Raw genomic sequence first — 16,268 nt, 5'->3', positions numbered from 1 at the left:
AAAGTATAAGCGCAAATAGCCCCCGGCGCCGACCAATGCCACAGCCCGCGCTTGCAAGCCTTTGGGCGGCATGTTTACCTCGTTGCATGGTCCGCGAAGCGGGAGGGAAAAACTTCGCGGCCTTACCTAACAAGGGAGGATATTCATGGATCGTCGTTCATTTCTGAAGAAGGCGGCTATCGGCGGTGCCGGTGCTGCAGCCGCAACCGCCCTGTCCGTGCCGCTTTCGGCACCTGCCATCGCGCAGGCCAACCCCAAGGTCAGCTGGCGTCTCACCTCGTCGTTTCCGAAGTCACTGGATACGATCTATGGCGGCGCGGAGGATATTGCCAAGCATGTTGCCGAGGCGACCGACGGCAATTTCACCATCCAGCCCTTTGCCGCTGCGGAAATCGTGCCGGCCATGCAGGCGCAGGACGCGGTGAGCAATTCCACCGTCGAGATGTGCCATACCTGCTCCTATTATTTCGTCGGCAAGGATCCGACCTATGCGATCGGCACGGCGATCCCGTTCGGCCTCAATGCACGGTTGAACAATGCCTGGTTCTACCAGGGCAACGGCAACAAGCTGATGAACGAGTTCTACGCCACGCAGAACATCTATGGCCTGCCTTCGGGTAATACGGGCGCGCAGATGGGTGGCTGGTTCCGTAAAGAGATCAACACGGTCGACGACTTCAAGGGCGTCAAGATGCGCATCGCCGGCATTGCCGGCAAGGTGCTCGAGAAGCTCGGTGCCGTGCCGCAGCAGATCGCCGGCGGTGATATCTATCCGGCGCTCGAAAAAGGCACGATCGATGCGGCCGAATGGGTCGGTCCCTATGACGACTACAAGCTCGGCTTCTACAAGGTCGCGAAGTACTACTACTATCCCGCCTTCTGGGAAGGCGGCCCGACCATCCATTCCTTCATCAATCTGGAGAAGTGGAACAGCTTGCCGAAACAGTATCAGGCCGCGCTGACGGATGCCTGTGCCTTTGCCAACACCAACATGATGGCGAAATACGACACGAAGAACCCGACGGCGATCAAGCAGATCGTTTCGCAGGGAACGACGCTGCGGCCCTTCAGCCAGGACATTCTTGAAGCCTGCTACAATGCGGCGATGGAGGTCTACAAGGACATCTCCGCCAAGAACCCGATGTTCAAGAAGGTCTACGAGGATCAGGTGGCCTTCAAGAAGGAAGGTTACCTCTGGATGCAGCTGTCGGAATACACGTTCGACACCTTCATGATGATCCAGCAGCGCAACGGCAAGATCTGATCGGTTCCGGCCGACCATTTTACAAAGCCCGGATCGAGAGGTCCGGGCTTTTTTGCACTTGGCTCTCCACCTTTGGTTGCTTTTCCTCGACTCTGCCGGGCCGCCGCGTATTCTCACTATGTTGGAGAGCAGAAGCAGACAGCTCCGAGGCCAGCCGGAGCATCGGTGAAGACGGGCTTCACCGACTTAGGCAAAAGCCTTGCTCTCAAACCGGAGGTAGTGCGATGTGGAAACCACTGAGCATTACGCTATGGGTTAGGAAGACCCGGACAGGCTGGTCAGTCTCGTTCCGGGTCAACTTCTTAACGAAGTAGTCCGTGAGGGCAGAGCGCCAACTCTGCCCTCACTCCGAATATACGCCTCGCGCCTTTTTCTGACAAGGGAATGGCTATTTCGGCGGGTTTACGACGGGAAATCGGCGCTCAGCGTCGTGTCGGACCAGGCGTCGAAATTGACCTTCAGCGCATCCAGTCTTGCATTGGCAACTTTCAGTGCAAGTGCGCCGAGAAGCAGGCGCAGCGGCGCTTCGGGCGCCTCATAGGCCTTGATGATCGCGGCAGCGGCGCGAGCGGGGTCGCCCGGCTGGTTGCCGGACACGGCGCGGGTTGCTGCCCGTCGCTTGCCGGCGGTCTCGGCATAGTCGTCGATCACAGTCTTTGCCTCCACCATGGAGCGGCCCGCCCAGTCGGTGCGGAAAGCGGCCGGTTCGACGATCGTCATGCGGATGCCGAGCGGTGCGACTTCCTGGGCCAGCGATTCCGACAGGGCTTCGACGGCGAACTTGCTGGCGTGGTAATAACCGGTTGCCGCAAAGGCGACGAGGCCGCCAAGCGAGGAGATGTTAAAGATGTGGCCCTTTCGGCGGGCGCGCATGTCGGGCAGGACGCGTTTGGTGACGTCGACAAGCCCGAAGACATTGGTGTCGAACTGGTCGCGGATTTCCCGGTCGTCACCTTCCTCGATCGCCGCGAGATAACCGTAGCCGGCGCTGTTGACGAGGACGTCGATCGCGCCGAACTGCGTTTCTGCGGCCGAGACGGCCTTGTCGATCGATGCCTTGTCGGTCACGTCGAGGCTGATCGCGAGGGCCTGATTGCCGTAGCGTGAAACGAGTTCTTCGAGGCTTTCCGGTCGGCGGGCCGTTAGAACGGCACGCCAGCCGCGCTTCAAAACGGCTTCGGCCAAGGCAAGGCCGAGGCCGGAGGAGGCGCCGGTAATGAGCCAGACGGGATTTTCGGTTGTCATGTTGTTTCCTTCTTGTCGCACGGTGCAGGCCGTATTTTCGGCCGATGCGCCAAGGCGCGTTTGTCACCCACGACAGGAAATAGAAGCTTTGGTGGTTATGAGAATGCCGCCAATGTGTATGCTCTGGTTAATAAATCTAACCAATCGTTCGAGCGTCTCGCAGGAGGTATTTGCTCATATGTAAAGTTGTGCCGCCCATGAAGGACTCTGATGCGGTGATGACGTAACCGGTTTTCTCATAGAGACGGACATTTGAAACGAAAGCCGCGTTTGTCAGAAGGCGCACCTCGGACAGTCCGTTTTCCTTCGCGATGGTTTCGGCATGGGCCAGCAGTCGGCGTCCCAGGCCCTTGCCTTGTTGCTCAGGGCTGACGGCAACGTTCTCAATCCAGAGATGGTCCTCGCGCAGCATCATCTCGATCAGGCCGGTTATGCTTTCCGCCGAACAGACCAGGTCGATGCGATGTTCACTGACGGCCTTTTGGTAATCGGCCTTCATCGGCAGCGGTTCTCGGCCGATGACAGGTATCCAGCGCGCATAGGCAGCGCGGACGACGTCACGGATCGCATCTGCGTCCTCGGTTCTCGCTGATCTGAATTCCAGATGGCTTTCCAGAGACATGGTAGGTCCTTGTCGTACATAACAAAAAACCTGCCGGCCGGATGGCGGGCAGGGTGGTTCTCGATCGGGAAATGGAGTGAAAAGGTTCTTAAATCACTCGCTGGCCCGCGCGCACGAAAACGCCCTGCACGATGGTGCGGCGTCGGCGCGAAAGGGTTGGCGTGGCGAGTTTCATGATGGCGAAGCTAACAGTTGGCCTGCCGTTGTCAACGCGATTGCAATCAGAAATGGTTTTAGGTTGCATTTCTGCACAATTGCAACCTTAATCGCAGGCGTGCGATGTTTGAGAGCAAAAGCAGATCGCTCCCTGACCAGCCGGAGCATCGGTGAAGACGGGCTTCACCGACTTAGGCAAGAGCCTTGCTCTCGAACTGGAGGTAATGCGATGTGGAGACCACTGAGCATTACGTTGTCAGTCAGGAAAAACCGGATGAGCTGGTCCATAGCAATCCGGTTCATTTTCTTGTCTAGATAGCAAAGGAGGGCAGGGTTTCCGCCCTGTCCTCCACTCCAAATATACTCGCCTGCCCACCTGGAAGCAAGTGTAGCACCCTCAAGGGTTGACCTTGGGTGGCTCACCGAAGTTTGGCATGGGTGCAAGGCCGGGTGCCGGCTGACCGGGAGCGCCGTCCATCGGCGGCAGGCCGAAATTGGGCATCTGGTTATTGCCGCTGCCACTGCCGAAGCCCGGTACCTCGATCTTGATCGTGTTCAGATCCACATCCGGCGCCTTGTCCAGCCAGTAGGTGACGGATTCCGGCCAGAAGATGATGATCGCGACCAGAATCAGCTGCATGAACAGCCACGGTATGGCGCCAAGATAGATGTCTCTTGTCTTGACGGTCTTCGGGGCGATCGAGCGCAGGTAGAAAAGCGCAAAACCGAACGGCGGATGCATGAACGATGTCTGCATGTTGACGCAGAGCAGCACGCCGAACCAGATCAGGTCGATGCCGAGTGAATTCGCGACCGGCGCCAGCATCGGCAGGACGATGAAGGCGATTTCGAAGAAATCCAGGAAGAATGCCAGGAAGAAGACGAAGATATTGACGAAGATCAGGAAGCCGACCACGCCGCCCGGCACGTGGCTGAGCAGGAACTCGATCCATAGACCGCCATTCATGCCCTGAAAGACAAGGCTGAAGCAGGTGGAGCCGACCAGGATGAAGACGACCATGGAGGTGATCGTCATGGTCGAGTGCATGGCCTGCTGGGTGAGATCCCAGGTGAGGCGGCGGTGCATGGCGGCAAGCACCATGGCGCCGACGACACCGAGCGCTCCTGCTTCCGTCGGGGTCGCAAGGCCCATGAAGATGGTACCGAGGACGAGGAAGATCAGCACGATCGAGGGGATCATGCCCCACAGAACCCTTATCACGAGAGCCGCATTCAGCTCACCGCGGGCTTCCGGAGGCAGAGCCGGCACGTCCTTCGGGCGGAAAATTGACAGGCCGAGGATGAAGGCGAGGAAAATCGCGACCTGCAGGATCGAAGGACCGATCGCGCCGAGATACATGTCGCCAACCGATTTCCCGAGCTGGTCGGCAAGAATGATCAGGACCAGCGACGGCGGGATGACCTGGGTGATGGTGCCGGACGCGGCAATGACACCGGTCGCGAGGCGGGGATTGTAGCCATATTTCAGCATGATCGGCAGCGAGATCACGCCCATGGTGATGACCGAGGCGGCGACCGTGCCGGTAATGGCGCCGAGGATGGCGCCGACGATGATGACGGCATAGGCAAGGCCGCCTGGAATGGCGCCGAACAGTTTGCCGGTGCCTTCGAGCAGGTCTTCTGCCAGTCCGCATCGCTCGAGGATCGCGCCCATCAATGTGAAGAAGGGGATGGCGAGCAGCAGATCGTTGGAAATGATATTGCCGAAGATGCGCAGCGGCAGCGCCTGCAGAAAGGCGAACTCGAAATGGCCGGTGGCGACACCGAGCAACCCGAAGAACATGCCGACGGCGGCGAGTGAAAAGGCCACGGGGAAGCCATAGAGCATGAAGATGATCATGCCGATGAACATGGCTGGCGGCATTATTCCGAATTCAAACATGGGTTATCCTCGCCCGTTCCGTTACTGCAGCGGCTTTTCATAGGTCGTATCGACCTGGAGGATGCCCATGAGGGCGGCGACGCGCTTGATCAGTTCGGATACTCCCTGGATGGCCAGAAGCACGAAACCGACAACGATAATCAGCTTGATCGGCCAGCGGACCAGACCGCCGGCATTCGACGACATCTCGCCCTGCAAATAGGAAAGTGTGAAGAACGGCCAGGAGAGCCAGGCGAGATAAAGACAGGCGGGGATCAGGAAAAGGATCAGGCCGATCACGTCGATCCAAAGGCGCGCCCGCTCCGAGACGGCGCCATAGATGAGATCGACGCGGACATGTTCGTTAAGCTTCAGCGTATAGGACGCGCCGAGCATGACGACGAAGCCGAACAGGTACCACTGGATTTCCAGCCAGCCGTTCGAGCTATAGTTGAACACATGACGGATGCAGGCATTGCCGGCGCTGATCAGGCAGCAGGCAAGAACAAGGTAGCCGGAAAATTTTCCGACGATCTCGCTTAAGCGGTCTACAAGCCCGCTGAACTTCAATAAAACGGCCATCGATCCCCCGATTTGCGCCGGGTTCTCCTTGATCCCGCCCGGCCCATCTTGGCGATTTAAAACAAGCCCCGAAAAAATGATAGTAGCAAGGGCTTCTGCTTTCGTCGCATTCACAGCGCTTTGCGGCCTCCGGAAGGGCTCGCAGCCTTAGGTCAATGCCTGCAACCGGCCGTATTGTATTTTAGCAATGTTGTTTATGGTTTGTTGAGTGAGACTCACAATCTCCCCCACAATCACAGGGGTGAGGATTGGGAACAATCAAATGTTAAAAGGTTTTATGCAGTGTCGTTCTGGATCGAAGGGAATGAGACCCGATGAAGCAGATGAAAGCGACGACGCTGCCGACAGATGTCTATCTGTCCTTTGTCAATTCGCTGTTCGGTAACCGTGGAACGCTTTTCACCGGCGTGGTGGTCCACGTCGCATGGTGCCTTATCGTCTATAGCAGCACGGGTTCGACCTTCTATGTCGGCATGTCCTTCGCCTTCGTGGCGGTGTTCCTTTATCGCATCTATGGCTTCCGCCAGTATGATCGTCTCGACCGGCAGGCGCTGACGCGCAAGAAGGTCGCGGATGTCGAACGCGCCTATGTGATCGGAGCGGCAAGCACTGCGCTTATGCTCGGCATTTCAAGCGGTTATGCACTGCTTGTTCTTGAAAATACGACCGTCGCGCTCACCTGCGTTGCCATGACGCTCGGCACGATGATGTCGATCGTCGGCCGCAATTATGGCTCTCGCCACGCGGTCGATTTCCAGACGCTCGGATGCTGCGTGCCGATCATGATCGCCTGCATCCTGACCGGCGAACCGCATCTGGCGCTGATGTCGCTGCTGCTCATTCCCTTTGGCCTGACCACCCGTTCCATGGCCAAGGGCGTGCGCGAGTTCCTCTATGAAAACGTCATCGCCTCGCGCGAAATGGCCATTATTGCCGGCCGTCTCGACACCGCGCTGACGACCATGACGCATGGCCTGATCATGCTCGATGGCGAGGCCCGGATCGAGGTCATCAACCGTCAGGCACGCGACCTTCTGTCGATCGATCCGCTTCTCGACATCAAGGATCTCGATCTGCTCGACGTGCTGCGGCACGATGCGGCCAATGTTCCGGCGGATGCGCTTCGCGATATCGAGCGTCTGGCGGAAGGCAAGCTCAACCGGGCGCTACTCCGCGTCGGTGAGGAGCAGCATCTGGAATTCTCCGTCAGCCATCGCACTGATGGCGGCGTCGTCCTGATCTTCGAAGATGTCAGCGCCCGTGTCGCTGCCGAGCAGAAGATCCTTCACATGGTCCGTTTCGATTCGTTGACCGGACTGCCGAGCCGAGGTCATTTCGGCGAACTCGCAAATGCGGCGCTTGCCCGCCAGGGCGGCAAGCTCGCCAGTCTCGTCGTCATCGATGTCGAGGGCTTCAAACACGTCAACGACATGCGTGGTCATGTGGTCGGCGACCGGCTGCTAGGTGCGATCGGTGCGCGCATCGGCTCGGCATGTGCCGATGACTGCGTTGCCGGCCGTTTGATCGGCGACGAGTTCGTTCTGTTCCTGACCGGCAGCGACCGCAACAGCCTCGAGCGGCGGATCCGCCAGCTGCATACCGAAATCCAGGGCGCCTATCAGGTCGGCGACCTTCGCCTCGTCATGTCGATGAATGGCGGCTGCGTGATTGCCGATGCCGAAAGCTTTGCCATGGAGCCGTGGCAGATCAAGGCCGACCTGGCGCTCAACGATGCCAAGGTCAAGGGCAATGGCAGCCTCGTCGTCTTCCGTCCGGAAATGGACGCCCGTTATGTCGAAGAACAGAAATTGAGGACCGATCTGCGGCAGGCGCTGGAAGACCGCAATCTCCACGTCGTCTACCAGCCGATGTATCTGCCGGATGGTTCGCAGATCGAATGCTTCGAGGCCCTGGTGCGCTGGACGCATCCGGAAAAGGGCATGGTCGGCCCCAATATCTTCGTGCCGATGGCAGAAGAGATGGGCCTTGTGTCGCTGATCACCAAATTCGTCATCGAACAGGCATGCCGCGATTGCGCCAATTGGGCAAAGCCCGTGCCTGTGTCGGTCAATCTTTCGGTTCATGACCTGCAGAATGCCGATATCGTCGGCTTCGTCACCGAGACACTTGCCAAATACGGGCTGGAGCCGTCGCGCCTGCATTTGGAAGTGACGGAAAGCTGCTTCATGAACGAGCCGGTGGCGGTCAGCGCCATCCTCAACCTGTTCCGTCAGAAGGGCGTGACGATCGCCATCGACGATTTCGGCACCGGCTTCTCCAGCCTCAGCTATCTCAATTCGCTGCCGCTCGATATCGTCAAGATCGATCGCGCCTTCGTTCGCGACATCGGCAGCGATCATCGCCGCCTCAAGCTTCTGCGCGGTATCGTCAACCTGTCGCGTGAACTGGAACTGAAGATCGTCGTGGAAGGCGTCGAGACGCCCGAACAGCTCGAGATCATCAACCGGCACCATATTGCCGATCTGGTCCAGGGTTATATTTTCTCGCCGCCGGTGCCGGCGGATGCGATTGCCGGGCTTACCCCGAAGACGCATTTATCCAACAAGGCATCCGGCGGTGTCCGGCGTCGGGCGAAAAGCTCGGATACGCGCAGCCTGAGCGCTGCGAGCTGATCGGATACGGTTTCGCATGAGGCGGGCATCAGGCTCTGTCTGATGCCAAAAGCCCTGAAAATCTCGAGATTTTGCATAGGTGGCCAGCGAGGGTCGGAAATGATCTTCGCTTTCTGCGTGTGTGAACTGCTCTTCCCGGCTGCTATTTTGCAATTCTAAAACAATCAAAAATTGTATTAACGCTTGCAGCGATTAACCATAATCATTCAATGTCTGTTAAACATGGACGTTTTGTGTTGCGGTGGATCGCAAGGTTAAGGTTAATCCCTGGTTAACAGCCACGGATTAAATCTATGCTTGTTAACCAATCGATTTCCGAAGGAAATTTTTCAGATAAGCTCCTCGCCACCCTCGATCACGTCGAATACCGGCGGATCCAGAGCCACGAGGATTTCGAGGATATAGCCCGGCTCCGCTACCGGGCTTACAAGGCGCGCAATGTTTTGCCCGTCTCTGCGAAGTCGATGCTCGACGCGATCGACTTCGACGAGCAGGCCTATGTGTTCGGCGTCTATTATTACGAGCAGCTGGTCAGCACCTTGCGCATCCACCACGTCACGCCTGACCACAGGGTCAGCCAGTCGGCAGGGGTGTTTTCGGAGGCGATCAATGCGTTTCTGGACGCGGGTCTGACGCTGATCGATCCGGCCCGTTTCGCAGTCGATCCTGAATTCGCCAGCGAGCGGTCCGCCATGCCTTACCTAACGGTCAGGCCGACGATCATGGCGGCAATCCATTTCGATGCAGACCGGATGCTGCAGCATATCCGCCCCCAGCATTCGGCCTTCTATCGCCGTTTCTTTTATGCGGATGTTGTCGTGCCGCCGACCATGACGACGACCTATGGGTTCGAATTGACGCTGCTTGCCTCACCGACGCGCGAATTGCGCAAGAGGCTGATGCGACGGTTCCCGGCCTTCCAGTCGGAAGCCTATGAGAGGCGATTGATGTTCGGGAGTGCGGCGGATCTTGCCTTGCCGCCACTCACCGTGTTGCCGACCGCAAGGCTTGCCGGACGGCCGGATTCGCCGGAAATGGCCTTTTTGCGCTGAGCGGCCGAGAGGGCTTCGGTTGAAGAGGGGCAGCCGAAGTATCCGCGTGGACTTGTCTGCGCGGAAGATGTTTCGCGCCATTGCGCATTGCGGTCGCTTATGTAACTTTTGCTGGTGACCGACCCGGCATTGCAAGGCAGCAGCTGAGTCCTGTCCGGCGGTCGAAAGATGGAGGATTGCCGCATTCATCGGGAGAGGCTGGTGAGTTGCGGCTCGTTGGAGGGCGAGCAATGGACGATCATCAGGCTAGCGGTCAAAGCGGGCCAGTCGAGCTTGGTGCTGCGATGGACTATCGCGAGCACGAAAAGACCTATGAAATGTTCCTGGCTGGCGCCAAGTGGGGCACGATGGTCATCGTGGTGCTGATGATCGCGATGGCTGCGGGCTTCTTTGGCGGCGCCGGCGCGATCGGCAGCCTTGCTCTCTTCATCATCCTCAATGTCGCGGGCGTTTTCCTGCTGCGCTGATGGGCTGTTTGGCAGGGCTGGAATGAGCGGCTGAAGCCGGGCGCTGTCTTTTTTGGGGCGGTTGTCCGGCCAGCCGTTGAAGTCCGATTGCGGCGGCTTTTTTCGATGCCTCGGCGATGATATATAATCTCGATTTCATATCACCCGGAGGCGTGCATGCAGGTTTCCAAGTGGGGCGACAGCCTCGCAGTCAGGCTTCCCTCAGCGGTCGTGGATGCGCTTGACCTGAAGGAAGGTGACGAGATCCAGATACGTGCCGTCGATGCGCGCGAGTTCGAAGTTGCGCGCAAGCCCAGCCGGCGTGAGCTTCTCGATCGGTTGAAACAGTTCCGTGGCCGCCTGCCCGAGGATTTCGTTTTCGATCGAGACGAGGCGAATGCCAGGTAATTTCTTCGATACGAACATCCTTCTCTATCTGGCGTCTGGGGATGTCGAAAAGGCGGAGGCTGCCGATCGCGCCTTGGCATTGGGTGGTACGATCAGTGTGCAGGTTCTGAACGAGTTTGCGCATGTGGCGACTCGCAAAATGGGATTCTCCGCGCAGGAGGTTCATTCATTTCTCAACACCATCCGAAGCCTGCTGGACGTCATACCGCTGACCGTGGATATCCACGACATGGGATTGGCGTTGGCGGAACGGTTCAAGCTCTCGATTTACGATGCGATGATCGTTGCGGCCGCCATATCGGTGAATAGTGATATCCTTTTCACCGAGGACCTGCAGCACGGAATGAAAATAGGCGGTCTTTCGATCGTCAATCCGCTACGACAAGATCCATGACCATCCCGAAAACCTACCCATACGACTTCGACCCCACCTATGGCATGACGCTCGCCGATCTTCGGGCCGTCGTGCCGCCGGTGGCGCCGGACAGGTTCGATGGGTTCTGGTCGGATCGCTATGCACGTGCAATGACGATCGATCCGCAGCCGAAGCTTTCCAAAAGCAAAAGCAGCCACCCGAGATGGAGCGTCTTCGACATCACCTATACGTCTACGGATGCGTTTACGATCGGCGGCTGGCTGCTGGTACCGAAGCGTGGTGAGGTCAGGCGCGGGCTGGTGGTCGGGCATGGGTATGGCGGGCGGGATGCGCCCAATTTCGATGTGCCGGTGGAGAATACGGCTGTTCTGTTTCCCTGCTTTCGCGGCATGTCGCGCAGCGCCCGGCCGCCGATCTCGAGCGAGGCCGACTGGCACGTGCTGCATGATATCGACAAGCCGGAGCGATATATCATTGGCGGCTGCGTCGAGGATCTTTGGCTGGCAGTCAGCGCATTGACCGTTCTCTATCCGCGGGTTGCAGGGCGGATCGGATATAGCGGCATCAGCTTTGGCGGCGGCATAGGCGGGCTTGCCATCCCCTTCGACAGGAGGATCGATCGCGGCCATCTTTCGCTGCCGACTTTTGGCAGTCAGGAATTGCGGCTGAAACTGCCCAGTATCGGCAGTGCTGCCTCCGTGCAGCGGTATCAGGCGAAATACGGCAATGCCCTGCCGACGCTGCGGCTGCACGATTCGGCGGTGGCGGCGAACAGGATCACCATTCCGATGCTGGCAAGCGTGGCACAGTTCGACCCTGCGGTGGCGCCGCCCTGCCAGTTCGCCATTGCCAATGCGCTCTGCCAGCCGCGCGCGGCCGGTCTGCCACTGCCTTCAAAATTTAATGAAATATTCATTCTCGATGCCGGGCATTTCGATTATCCTGGCAAAACTTCCCAAGACACAGTCCTCACCACCAAGCTTCGTCACTTCTTCAAGCCGGACCCTTCCTTCGAGCTGTAATGAACCGCGAATATCTGCGCTGGTACAGTTCTCGGCTTTCCCGTGAGATGGAACTCCTCATCTTCGGGCATGCCGGGGCCAAAGTCTTGATGTTTCCAACCCGGGAAGGGCGCTCCTGGGAATACGAACAGCTTGGCCTTGTCGCCGCCCTGAAAGACAAGATCGAGGCCGGCCATCTGCAGCTGTTCTGCATCGACGGACTGGCATCGGAAACCTTTTACGCACAGCACGTTCATCCCGCTGAGCGCATGGCCCGACATGTCGCCTTCGAGGAATATGTCCTCAACGAAGTCATGCCGCTGATGGCATCACGCAACGACAATCCCTGCACGATCGCGCAAGGATGCAGCCTCGGTGCCTTCCAGGCGGCGAGCCTTGCCTTCCGGCATCCGCATCTGTTCCAGAAACTGGTCGCCTTTTCCGGGCGTTACGATCTGACGATGAGGATCGAGTGTTTCGGTGATCTGCTCGATGGCCATCATGATGACCGTGTCTATTTTCACATGCCGTCGCAATTCCTGCCGGGGCTCGGCGACAGCTGGCAGCTCGACCGATTGCGGCAGATGGATATCGTGCTGACGATCGGCCGCGAGGATCCGTTTCTCGACAACAATCTCCATCTCGCCCGCGTATTGTCGGAGAAGGGCGTGCGCCACCAGCTGCATCTCTGGGAGGGAAGGGCACATCGCGCCGGCGTATGGCGCAAGATGGCAGCGCTTTATATCTGACGTTTTTCGGTTTGGTGGCCGGTCCGCTCAGGCGAAACGCGAAAGCCGATAAGGGGCGAGAAGCGGTTCCGACGTGCCCTCGAGGATTTCCTGTGAAGCGAACAGGCCGAGTGCCGGGGCGAGCGTGATGCCGGAATGGGTGATGGCGAGATAGAGGCCGTCGGCGCCATTCGCCCTGCCGATGATCGGAAAGCCGTCGCGCGGCGTCGGGCGATAACCGATCGTGTAGAAATCCAGGCGGAGATCGTCGCCGCCCTTTAGGAAGGCTTTTACCTTGCCGAACAGTTCGGCAGCAGCAGCCTCCGGATCCGTGCCAGGGTCCATGCCGCCGAAATCGGTTCCGGCAACGATCCGGCCCTCGTCAGTCTGCCGCACATGCAGTTCTGGCGCGATGATCAGGCCGTTCAGCATGGCCGCCACCGGCTTCGAATGCACGAGAAGGCCAGGCGGGGTTTCGAGCGGAACGTCGATGCCGGCCGTTGCGGCAAGTTCTGCCGTCTCGGCGCCGGCGGCCAGCACGATTTCGTCGTCATGGAACTCGCCTGCCGTCGTGCGCACTGCCGTTACGCGGCCCTGCTCATTCCGGTGAAGCCCGTTGACCCGCGCTTCGATGATCTTCAACCCCTTGCGTGCTGCATCCTCGAGCAGGGCATTGGCTGCGGCAAGCGGTTCGGCAACGCCTTCGGTGCGTGCAAGGGCGGCAAGGTCAGGCAGATCTTTCAGCGCCGGTTCCATACGGGCGATCTCGGCGGCATCGATCGTGCCGATATCATAGCCCCATTCCGCATGCTGTTTCGCATAGGCCAGCAGCTCGTCATGGGACATATCCCAGCATATGCCGCCCTTGAAGGAGAGGGGCAGGCCTGGGACTTTTTCGGCAAGCCGCGGCCATTCGGCGATCGAGCGCATGCGCAGTTGGAAATAGTCGGGCGGATTGCTCCGGCTGGCATTGATCCAGGCGAAGGAATTGGGCGTGGCGACACCGCCTTGTGTTTCGCAGATCAGGGAGACCTTGGCGCCGGCTTCCGTCAGATGCCAGGCGATGGAGGCGCCGATAATGCCGCCGCCGATGACCACTATTTCCCGTGCCATGGATCCTTGCTCTCCGGAAGCTGCCTTTCATGAGCGAGGCGCAGGAGATCGTGATGTCCCTGTCGCGATATCCATGCGGAAAGGCGAAACGAAAACTCCCGCCTTTTGGGCGGGAGCGGGTGTCTTTTATGATCAGCTGCGGGTTCTGGCCGAACCGTCCTGTGCCGGCTTGTAGTTCGGGTCCAGCCGGACAGCGTGCGAGAAGGACCGGTAGGCTTTTGCCTTGTCGCCGCGGGCTTCGTAAACCAGCGCCTGGTTGGTCCAGGATTCGGCGAGCTTGTCGTTTAGCTCGATCGCGTGGTTGAAGTCGGCGAAGGCATTGTCGAGATCGTTGGTCGCCAGATAGGAGACGCCACGGCCGTTATAGGGTTCCGGCGAGTTCGGCGAGAGCGAGATTGCCTTGGCAAAGTCTTCGATCGCCTGCGCATGCTGGCCACGGCTCTGGTAGATCAGGCCGCGATTGTGCCAGGCGCGCCCATCGGTCGTTTCCAGCTGGATGGCGCGGTTGAAATCGTTGAACGCCTCGTTCATGCGGCCGGCCTGGCGGTAGATATTGCCGCGGCCGATGAGGGCGACGTCGTAATTCGCATTGATCTGCAGGGCGCGGTTATAATCATTCGCCGCATCGACCGGACGGCCCATGTTGCGATAGACGAGCGCGCGGTTGGCATAGGCCTGGTAGAACTGCGGATTGATCTGGATCGCGCGGTTGAAATCGTCGAGCGCACGGCGGAAGTCGCCGCCACGGCCGTAAGCCGAACCGCGGTTGTTATAGCCCTCGGGATCCTGCGGGTTCGCCTGGATGACGGAAGACAGCGAGGCGATATTTTCCTGGCTGCCCTGGGCGCGATCGACCGTGATCATATCGTTCGAGGTCGTGGTCGAGCAGCCGGCGAGCGCCAGAAGGCCGAGCATCGCAGCGGGGATCAGGATTTTGCCATGGATGCGAGAAACGATCGGGAAGCGGTTGGAATTCAGACTTCCGTTGTCGGTAACAGCATTCGTCGCAGCCATCAGGCGCATTTCCTCATGTGGGCTGAAGCCGGCCAATTGTGGCCAGTGTAAATCAAAAAGGCGGCGGCGACTTGAGATCGCCCCCGCCTGATAATCACAGGAAAACGTCTAAAAGACGGCTGATCAGCGGGCCGGACGCGGGGTGCTCGGCAGCAGGCCTTCGCGCTGCATGCGCTTGCGGGCCAGCTTGCGAACGCGACGAACAGCTTCAGCCTTTTCGCGAGCGCGCTTTTCCGACGGCTTTTCGTAGTAGTCGCGCATCTTCATTTCACGAAAAATGCCTTCGCGCTGCATCTTCTTCTTGAGAGCGCGGAGAGCCTGATCAACGTTGTTGTCGCGGACAAGTACCTGCACGTGAAATCCCGTTCCTTTGGTTTGTTGTTCGCCCGGAGATCGCAGGATTCGAGGCGAAAGAATAGTGATGCCCGGCGTCAGGCCGTGCGATTGGTGAAGGCAGATAACAGAGGAGGTTGCAAAAGTCCAGCCACAGCCGCGTGCTTCCTGCGAAATTTGCGGATTGCGCAGATGGCCGCTTCGTTTCAATGCTGTGGCACCCATATTTCAGGGTGGGTGGCTTCGAGCAATGCAGCCCTCTCTCTACAATATTCATGACCAATTTGTCGGAGTTTTTCATGCGCAGTGCCATCTATTCCCGATTCGGTGATCCAGCGACCGTGCTTTCCGTCGAAGAAAGGCCTCTTCCCGAGCCGGGAGCGGGGCAGGTGAGAATCAGGATGTCGATGGCATCGATCCACAATCACGATTTGCTGACGGTCGCCGGCCAGTACGGGATCAAGCCCGATCTGCCGGCTGTCGCGGGTACGGAAGCCGTCGGTATCGTCGATGCGCTCGGAGAAGGCGTCGGCCACTTGAGGGTCGGACAACGGGTCGCCGCCTCGGGCAAGGGCACCTGGGCGGAGTTCTATATTGCCAATGCGGCAACCTGCGTGCCCTTGCCTGAGATGATTTCCGACGAGGCGGGCGCGCAGCTGATTTCCATGCCGCTCAGCGCGCTCACGCTTCTCGATTTCATCGCTGCGGAGCGCGGCGACTGGATCATCCAGAATGCGGCCAATGGTGCTGTCGGCAAGGCGCTCGCAATGTTTGCCAAGCCGCGTGGCATCAATGTCGTCAATCTCGTGCGGCGCGATGAAGCGGTGACCGAACTTGCCGATCTCGGCATTGAGAATGTCGTCTCGACCGGTCAGGCGGACTGGCAGGATACCGTTCGGGCTATTACCGGCGGTGCGCCGATCAAGGCTGCGATCGATGGCGTCGGCGGCAAGTCTTCCGGTGATATCCTTTCCACGGTCGGCGAGAATGGCCTTCTGGTCTCCTTCGGCATGATGTCGGGTGAGCCGATGCAGATTTCCGCCGGCGACCTGGTTTTCAAGCAGGCCATCGTCAAGGGTTTCTGGCTGGCAAAGATTGCACCGACGCTGGCGCCTGAGAAGCTGAAAAGCCTTGTCGGCGAGATCGTGCAGGGTGTGGCGAGCGGCGCAGTCACGCTCACCGTCTCGGAGGTGTTGTCGCTCGATGATGTCGCAAAGGCGGCTGCTGCGGCCGGCGAGACGGCACGAAAGGGTAAAGTGCTGATCCGGGCCTGAGCCGGCACGCAATTTTACCCGTGTCGAAACAATCTTCCCATGCGTCGCAAAAGAGCCATTGCGGCGCATATTGATTTGCGATGGGTATGACACTACCCAAAGTCTCGCGGTCACCAGGACCGGACGGGCTTGAGCCAAG

Annotated in this window: 16 protein-coding genes; 9 read left to right on the top strand and 7 right to left on the bottom strand. The window is 58.9% G+C overall.

What is annotated here, in order from left to right:
* Positions 1–145: 145 nt before the first annotated feature.
* A complete protein-coding gene (locus FHW37_RS19625; protein ID WP_145639504.1) occupies positions 146–1,264 on the top strand; it encodes a TRAP transporter substrate-binding protein in 1,119 nt (372 codons plus the stop codon).
* Between the two features lie 402 nt (positions 1,265–1,666).
* Here the strand turns inward: FHW37_RS19625 and FHW37_RS19620 are convergent, their stop codons facing one another.
* From FHW37_RS19620 to FHW37_RS19605, 4 genes are all read right to left on the bottom strand, one after another.
* The gene (locus tag FHW37_RS19620) at positions 1,667–2,509 is read right to left on the bottom strand and encodes an oxidoreductase (protein WP_145639501.1); all 843 of its coding nucleotides are present in this window, start codon (positions 2,507–2,509) and stop codon (positions 1,667–1,669) included.
* 136 nt (positions 2,510–2,645) lie between these two features.
* Positions 2,646–3,131 (bottom strand): GNAT family N-acetyltransferase, encoded by a 486-nt coding sequence (locus FHW37_RS19615; protein WP_145639500.1) that lies wholly within the window; start codon positions 3,129–3,131, stop codon positions 2,646–2,648.
* Between the two features lie 553 nt (positions 3,132–3,684).
* Entirely contained in the window at positions 3,685–5,190 is a 1,506-nt protein-coding gene (locus FHW37_RS19610) for a TRAP transporter large permease (RefSeq protein WP_145639498.1), read from the bottom strand.
* A 21-nt stretch (positions 5,191–5,211) separates the two neighbouring features.
* Complete coding sequence (locus FHW37_RS19605) at positions 5,212–5,751, bottom strand: TRAP transporter small permease subunit (protein ID WP_145639497.1); 540 nt, start codon at positions 5,749–5,751, stop codon at positions 5,212–5,214.
* A 314-nt stretch (positions 5,752–6,065) separates the two neighbouring features.
* Here FHW37_RS19605 and FHW37_RS19600 point away from each other — a divergent pair, with 314 nt between their 5' ends.
* The 7 genes from FHW37_RS19600 to FHW37_RS19570 all read left to right on the top strand — a co-directional run bounded on the left by FHW37_RS19600 (position 6,066) and on the right by FHW37_RS19570 (position 12,416).
* The gene (locus FHW37_RS19600) at positions 6,066–8,384 is read left to right on the top strand and encodes a putative bifunctional diguanylate cyclase/phosphodiesterase (RefSeq protein ID WP_145639495.1); all 2,319 of its coding nucleotides are present in this window, start codon (positions 6,066–6,068) and stop codon (positions 8,382–8,384) included.
* Between the two features lie 293 nt (positions 8,385–8,677).
* Positions 8,678–9,436, top strand: coding sequence for an N-acyl amino acid synthase FeeM domain-containing protein (locus FHW37_RS19595; RefSeq protein ID WP_145639493.1), 759 nt, complete (start codon positions 8,678–8,680; stop codon positions 9,434–9,436).
* A gap of 230 nt (positions 9,437–9,666) precedes the next feature.
* Positions 9,667–9,903: an aa3-type cytochrome c oxidase subunit IV gene (locus tag FHW37_RS19590; protein ID WP_145639492.1), complete on the top strand. Its 237-nt coding sequence runs from the start codon at positions 9,667–9,669 to the stop codon at positions 9,901–9,903.
* Positions 9,904–10,059: 156 nt separating this feature from the next.
* Positions 10,060–10,290 (top strand): AbrB/MazE/SpoVT family DNA-binding domain-containing protein, encoded by a 231-nt coding sequence (locus tag FHW37_RS19585; protein WP_145639491.1) that lies wholly within the window; start codon positions 10,060–10,062, stop codon positions 10,288–10,290.
* Entirely contained in the window at positions 10,280–10,684 is a 405-nt protein-coding gene (locus FHW37_RS19580) for a PIN domain-containing protein (protein ID WP_145639489.1), read from the top strand. Before FHW37_RS19585 ends, FHW37_RS19580 begins: the two co-directional genes overlap by 11 nt.
* Positions 10,681–11,688 (top strand): acetylxylan esterase, encoded by a 1,008-nt coding sequence (locus FHW37_RS19575; RefSeq protein WP_145639488.1) that lies wholly within the window; start codon positions 10,681–10,683, stop codon positions 11,686–11,688. Before FHW37_RS19580 ends, FHW37_RS19575 begins: the two co-directional genes overlap by 4 nt.
* Positions 11,688–12,416, top strand: coding sequence for an esterase family protein (locus tag FHW37_RS19570; protein ID WP_145639487.1), 729 nt, complete (start codon positions 11,688–11,690; stop codon positions 12,414–12,416). Before FHW37_RS19575 ends, FHW37_RS19570 begins: the two co-directional genes overlap by 1 nt.
* Before the next feature lie 27 nt (positions 12,417–12,443).
* On the opposite strand, the gene FHW37_RS19565 is transcribed toward FHW37_RS19570, so the two are convergent.
* From FHW37_RS19565 to rpsU, 3 genes are all read right to left on the bottom strand, one after another.
* Positions 12,444–13,508, bottom strand: coding sequence for an NAD(P)/FAD-dependent oxidoreductase (locus FHW37_RS19565; RefSeq protein ID WP_145639485.1), 1,065 nt, complete (start codon positions 13,506–13,508; stop codon positions 12,444–12,446).
* A 132-nt stretch (positions 13,509–13,640) separates the two neighbouring features.
* The gene (locus FHW37_RS19560; RefSeq protein ID WP_246690862.1) at positions 13,641–14,423 is read right to left on the bottom strand and encodes a tetratricopeptide repeat protein; all 783 of its coding nucleotides are present in this window, start codon (positions 14,421–14,423) and stop codon (positions 13,641–13,643) included.
* Positions 14,424–14,645: 222 nt separating this feature from the next.
* Positions 14,646–14,876, bottom strand: a complete 231-nt coding sequence (rpsU, locus tag FHW37_RS19555) for a 30S ribosomal protein S21 (RefSeq protein WP_145640141.1) — start codon at positions 14,874–14,876, stop codon at positions 14,646–14,648.
* Positions 14,877–15,154: 278 nt separating this feature from the next.
* Here rpsU and FHW37_RS19550 point away from each other — a divergent pair, with 278 nt between their 5' ends.
* Positions 15,155–16,129, top strand: a complete 975-nt coding sequence (locus FHW37_RS19550; RefSeq protein ID WP_145639481.1) for a zinc-binding dehydrogenase — start codon at positions 15,155–15,157, stop codon at positions 16,127–16,129.
* Positions 16,130–16,268 lie beyond the last annotated feature (139 nt).

It is taken from the genome of Neorhizobium alkalisoli (assembly GCF_007829835.1).
Taxonomy (GTDB): Bacteria; Pseudomonadota; Alphaproteobacteria; order Rhizobiales; family Rhizobiaceae; genus Neorhizobium.
Note: the sequence above shows the minus strand (reverse complement) of the source record. Positions and strands in the feature narration are given on the sequence as shown.

Bases quoted from the DNA above. Each gene is read 5' to 3' on its own strand.
- FHW37_RS19620 (WP_145639501.1), bottom strand. From the start codon at position 2,509: ATGACAACCGAAAATCCCGTCTGGCTCATTACCGGCGCCTCCTCCGGC.
- FHW37_RS19605 (WP_145639497.1), bottom strand. From the start codon at position 5,751: ATGGCCGTTTTATTGAAGTTCAGCGGGCTTGTAGACCGCTTAAGCGAG.
- FHW37_RS19550 (WP_145639481.1), top strand. From the start codon at position 15,155: ATGCGCAGTGCCATCTATTCCCGATTCGGTGATCCAGCGACCGTGCTT.
- FHW37_RS19590 (WP_145639492.1), top strand. From the start codon at position 9,667: ATGGACGATCATCAGGCTAGCGGTCAAAGCGGGCCAGTCGAGCTTGGT.
- FHW37_RS19580 (WP_145639489.1), top strand. From the start codon at position 10,280: ATGCCAGGTAATTTCTTCGATACGAACATCCTTCTCTATCTGGCGTCT.
- FHW37_RS19585 (WP_145639491.1), top strand. From the start codon at position 10,060: ATGCAGGTTTCCAAGTGGGGCGACAGCCTCGCAGTCAGGCTTCCCTCA.
- FHW37_RS19600 (WP_145639495.1), top strand. From the start codon at position 6,066: ATGAAGCAGATGAAAGCGACGACGCTGCCGACAGATGTCTATCTGTCC.
- FHW37_RS19615 (WP_145639500.1), bottom strand. From the start codon at position 3,131: ATGTCTCTGGAAAGCCATCTGGAATTCAGATCAGCGAGAACCGAGGAC.
- FHW37_RS19625 (WP_145639504.1), top strand. From the start codon at position 146: ATGGATCGTCGTTCATTTCTGAAGAAGGCGGCTATCGGCGGTGCCGGT.
- FHW37_RS19595 (WP_145639493.1), top strand. From the start codon at position 8,678: ATGCTTGTTAACCAATCGATTTCCGAAGGAAATTTTTCAGATAAGCTC.
- FHW37_RS19575 (WP_145639488.1), top strand. From the start codon at position 10,681: ATGACCATCCCGAAAACCTACCCATACGACTTCGACCCCACCTATGGC.
- FHW37_RS19560 (WP_246690862.1), bottom strand. From the start codon at position 14,423: ATGCTCGGCCTTCTGGCGCTCGCCGGCTGCTCGACCACGACCTCGAAC.
- FHW37_RS19570 (WP_145639487.1), top strand. From the start codon at position 11,688: ATGAACCGCGAATATCTGCGCTGGTACAGTTCTCGGCTTTCCCGTGAG.
- FHW37_RS19565 (WP_145639485.1), bottom strand. From the start codon at position 13,508: ATGGCACGGGAAATAGTGGTCATCGGCGGCGGCATTATCGGCGCCTCC.
- FHW37_RS19610 (WP_145639498.1), bottom strand. From the start codon at position 5,190: ATGTTTGAATTCGGAATAATGCCGCCAGCCATGTTCATCGGCATGATC.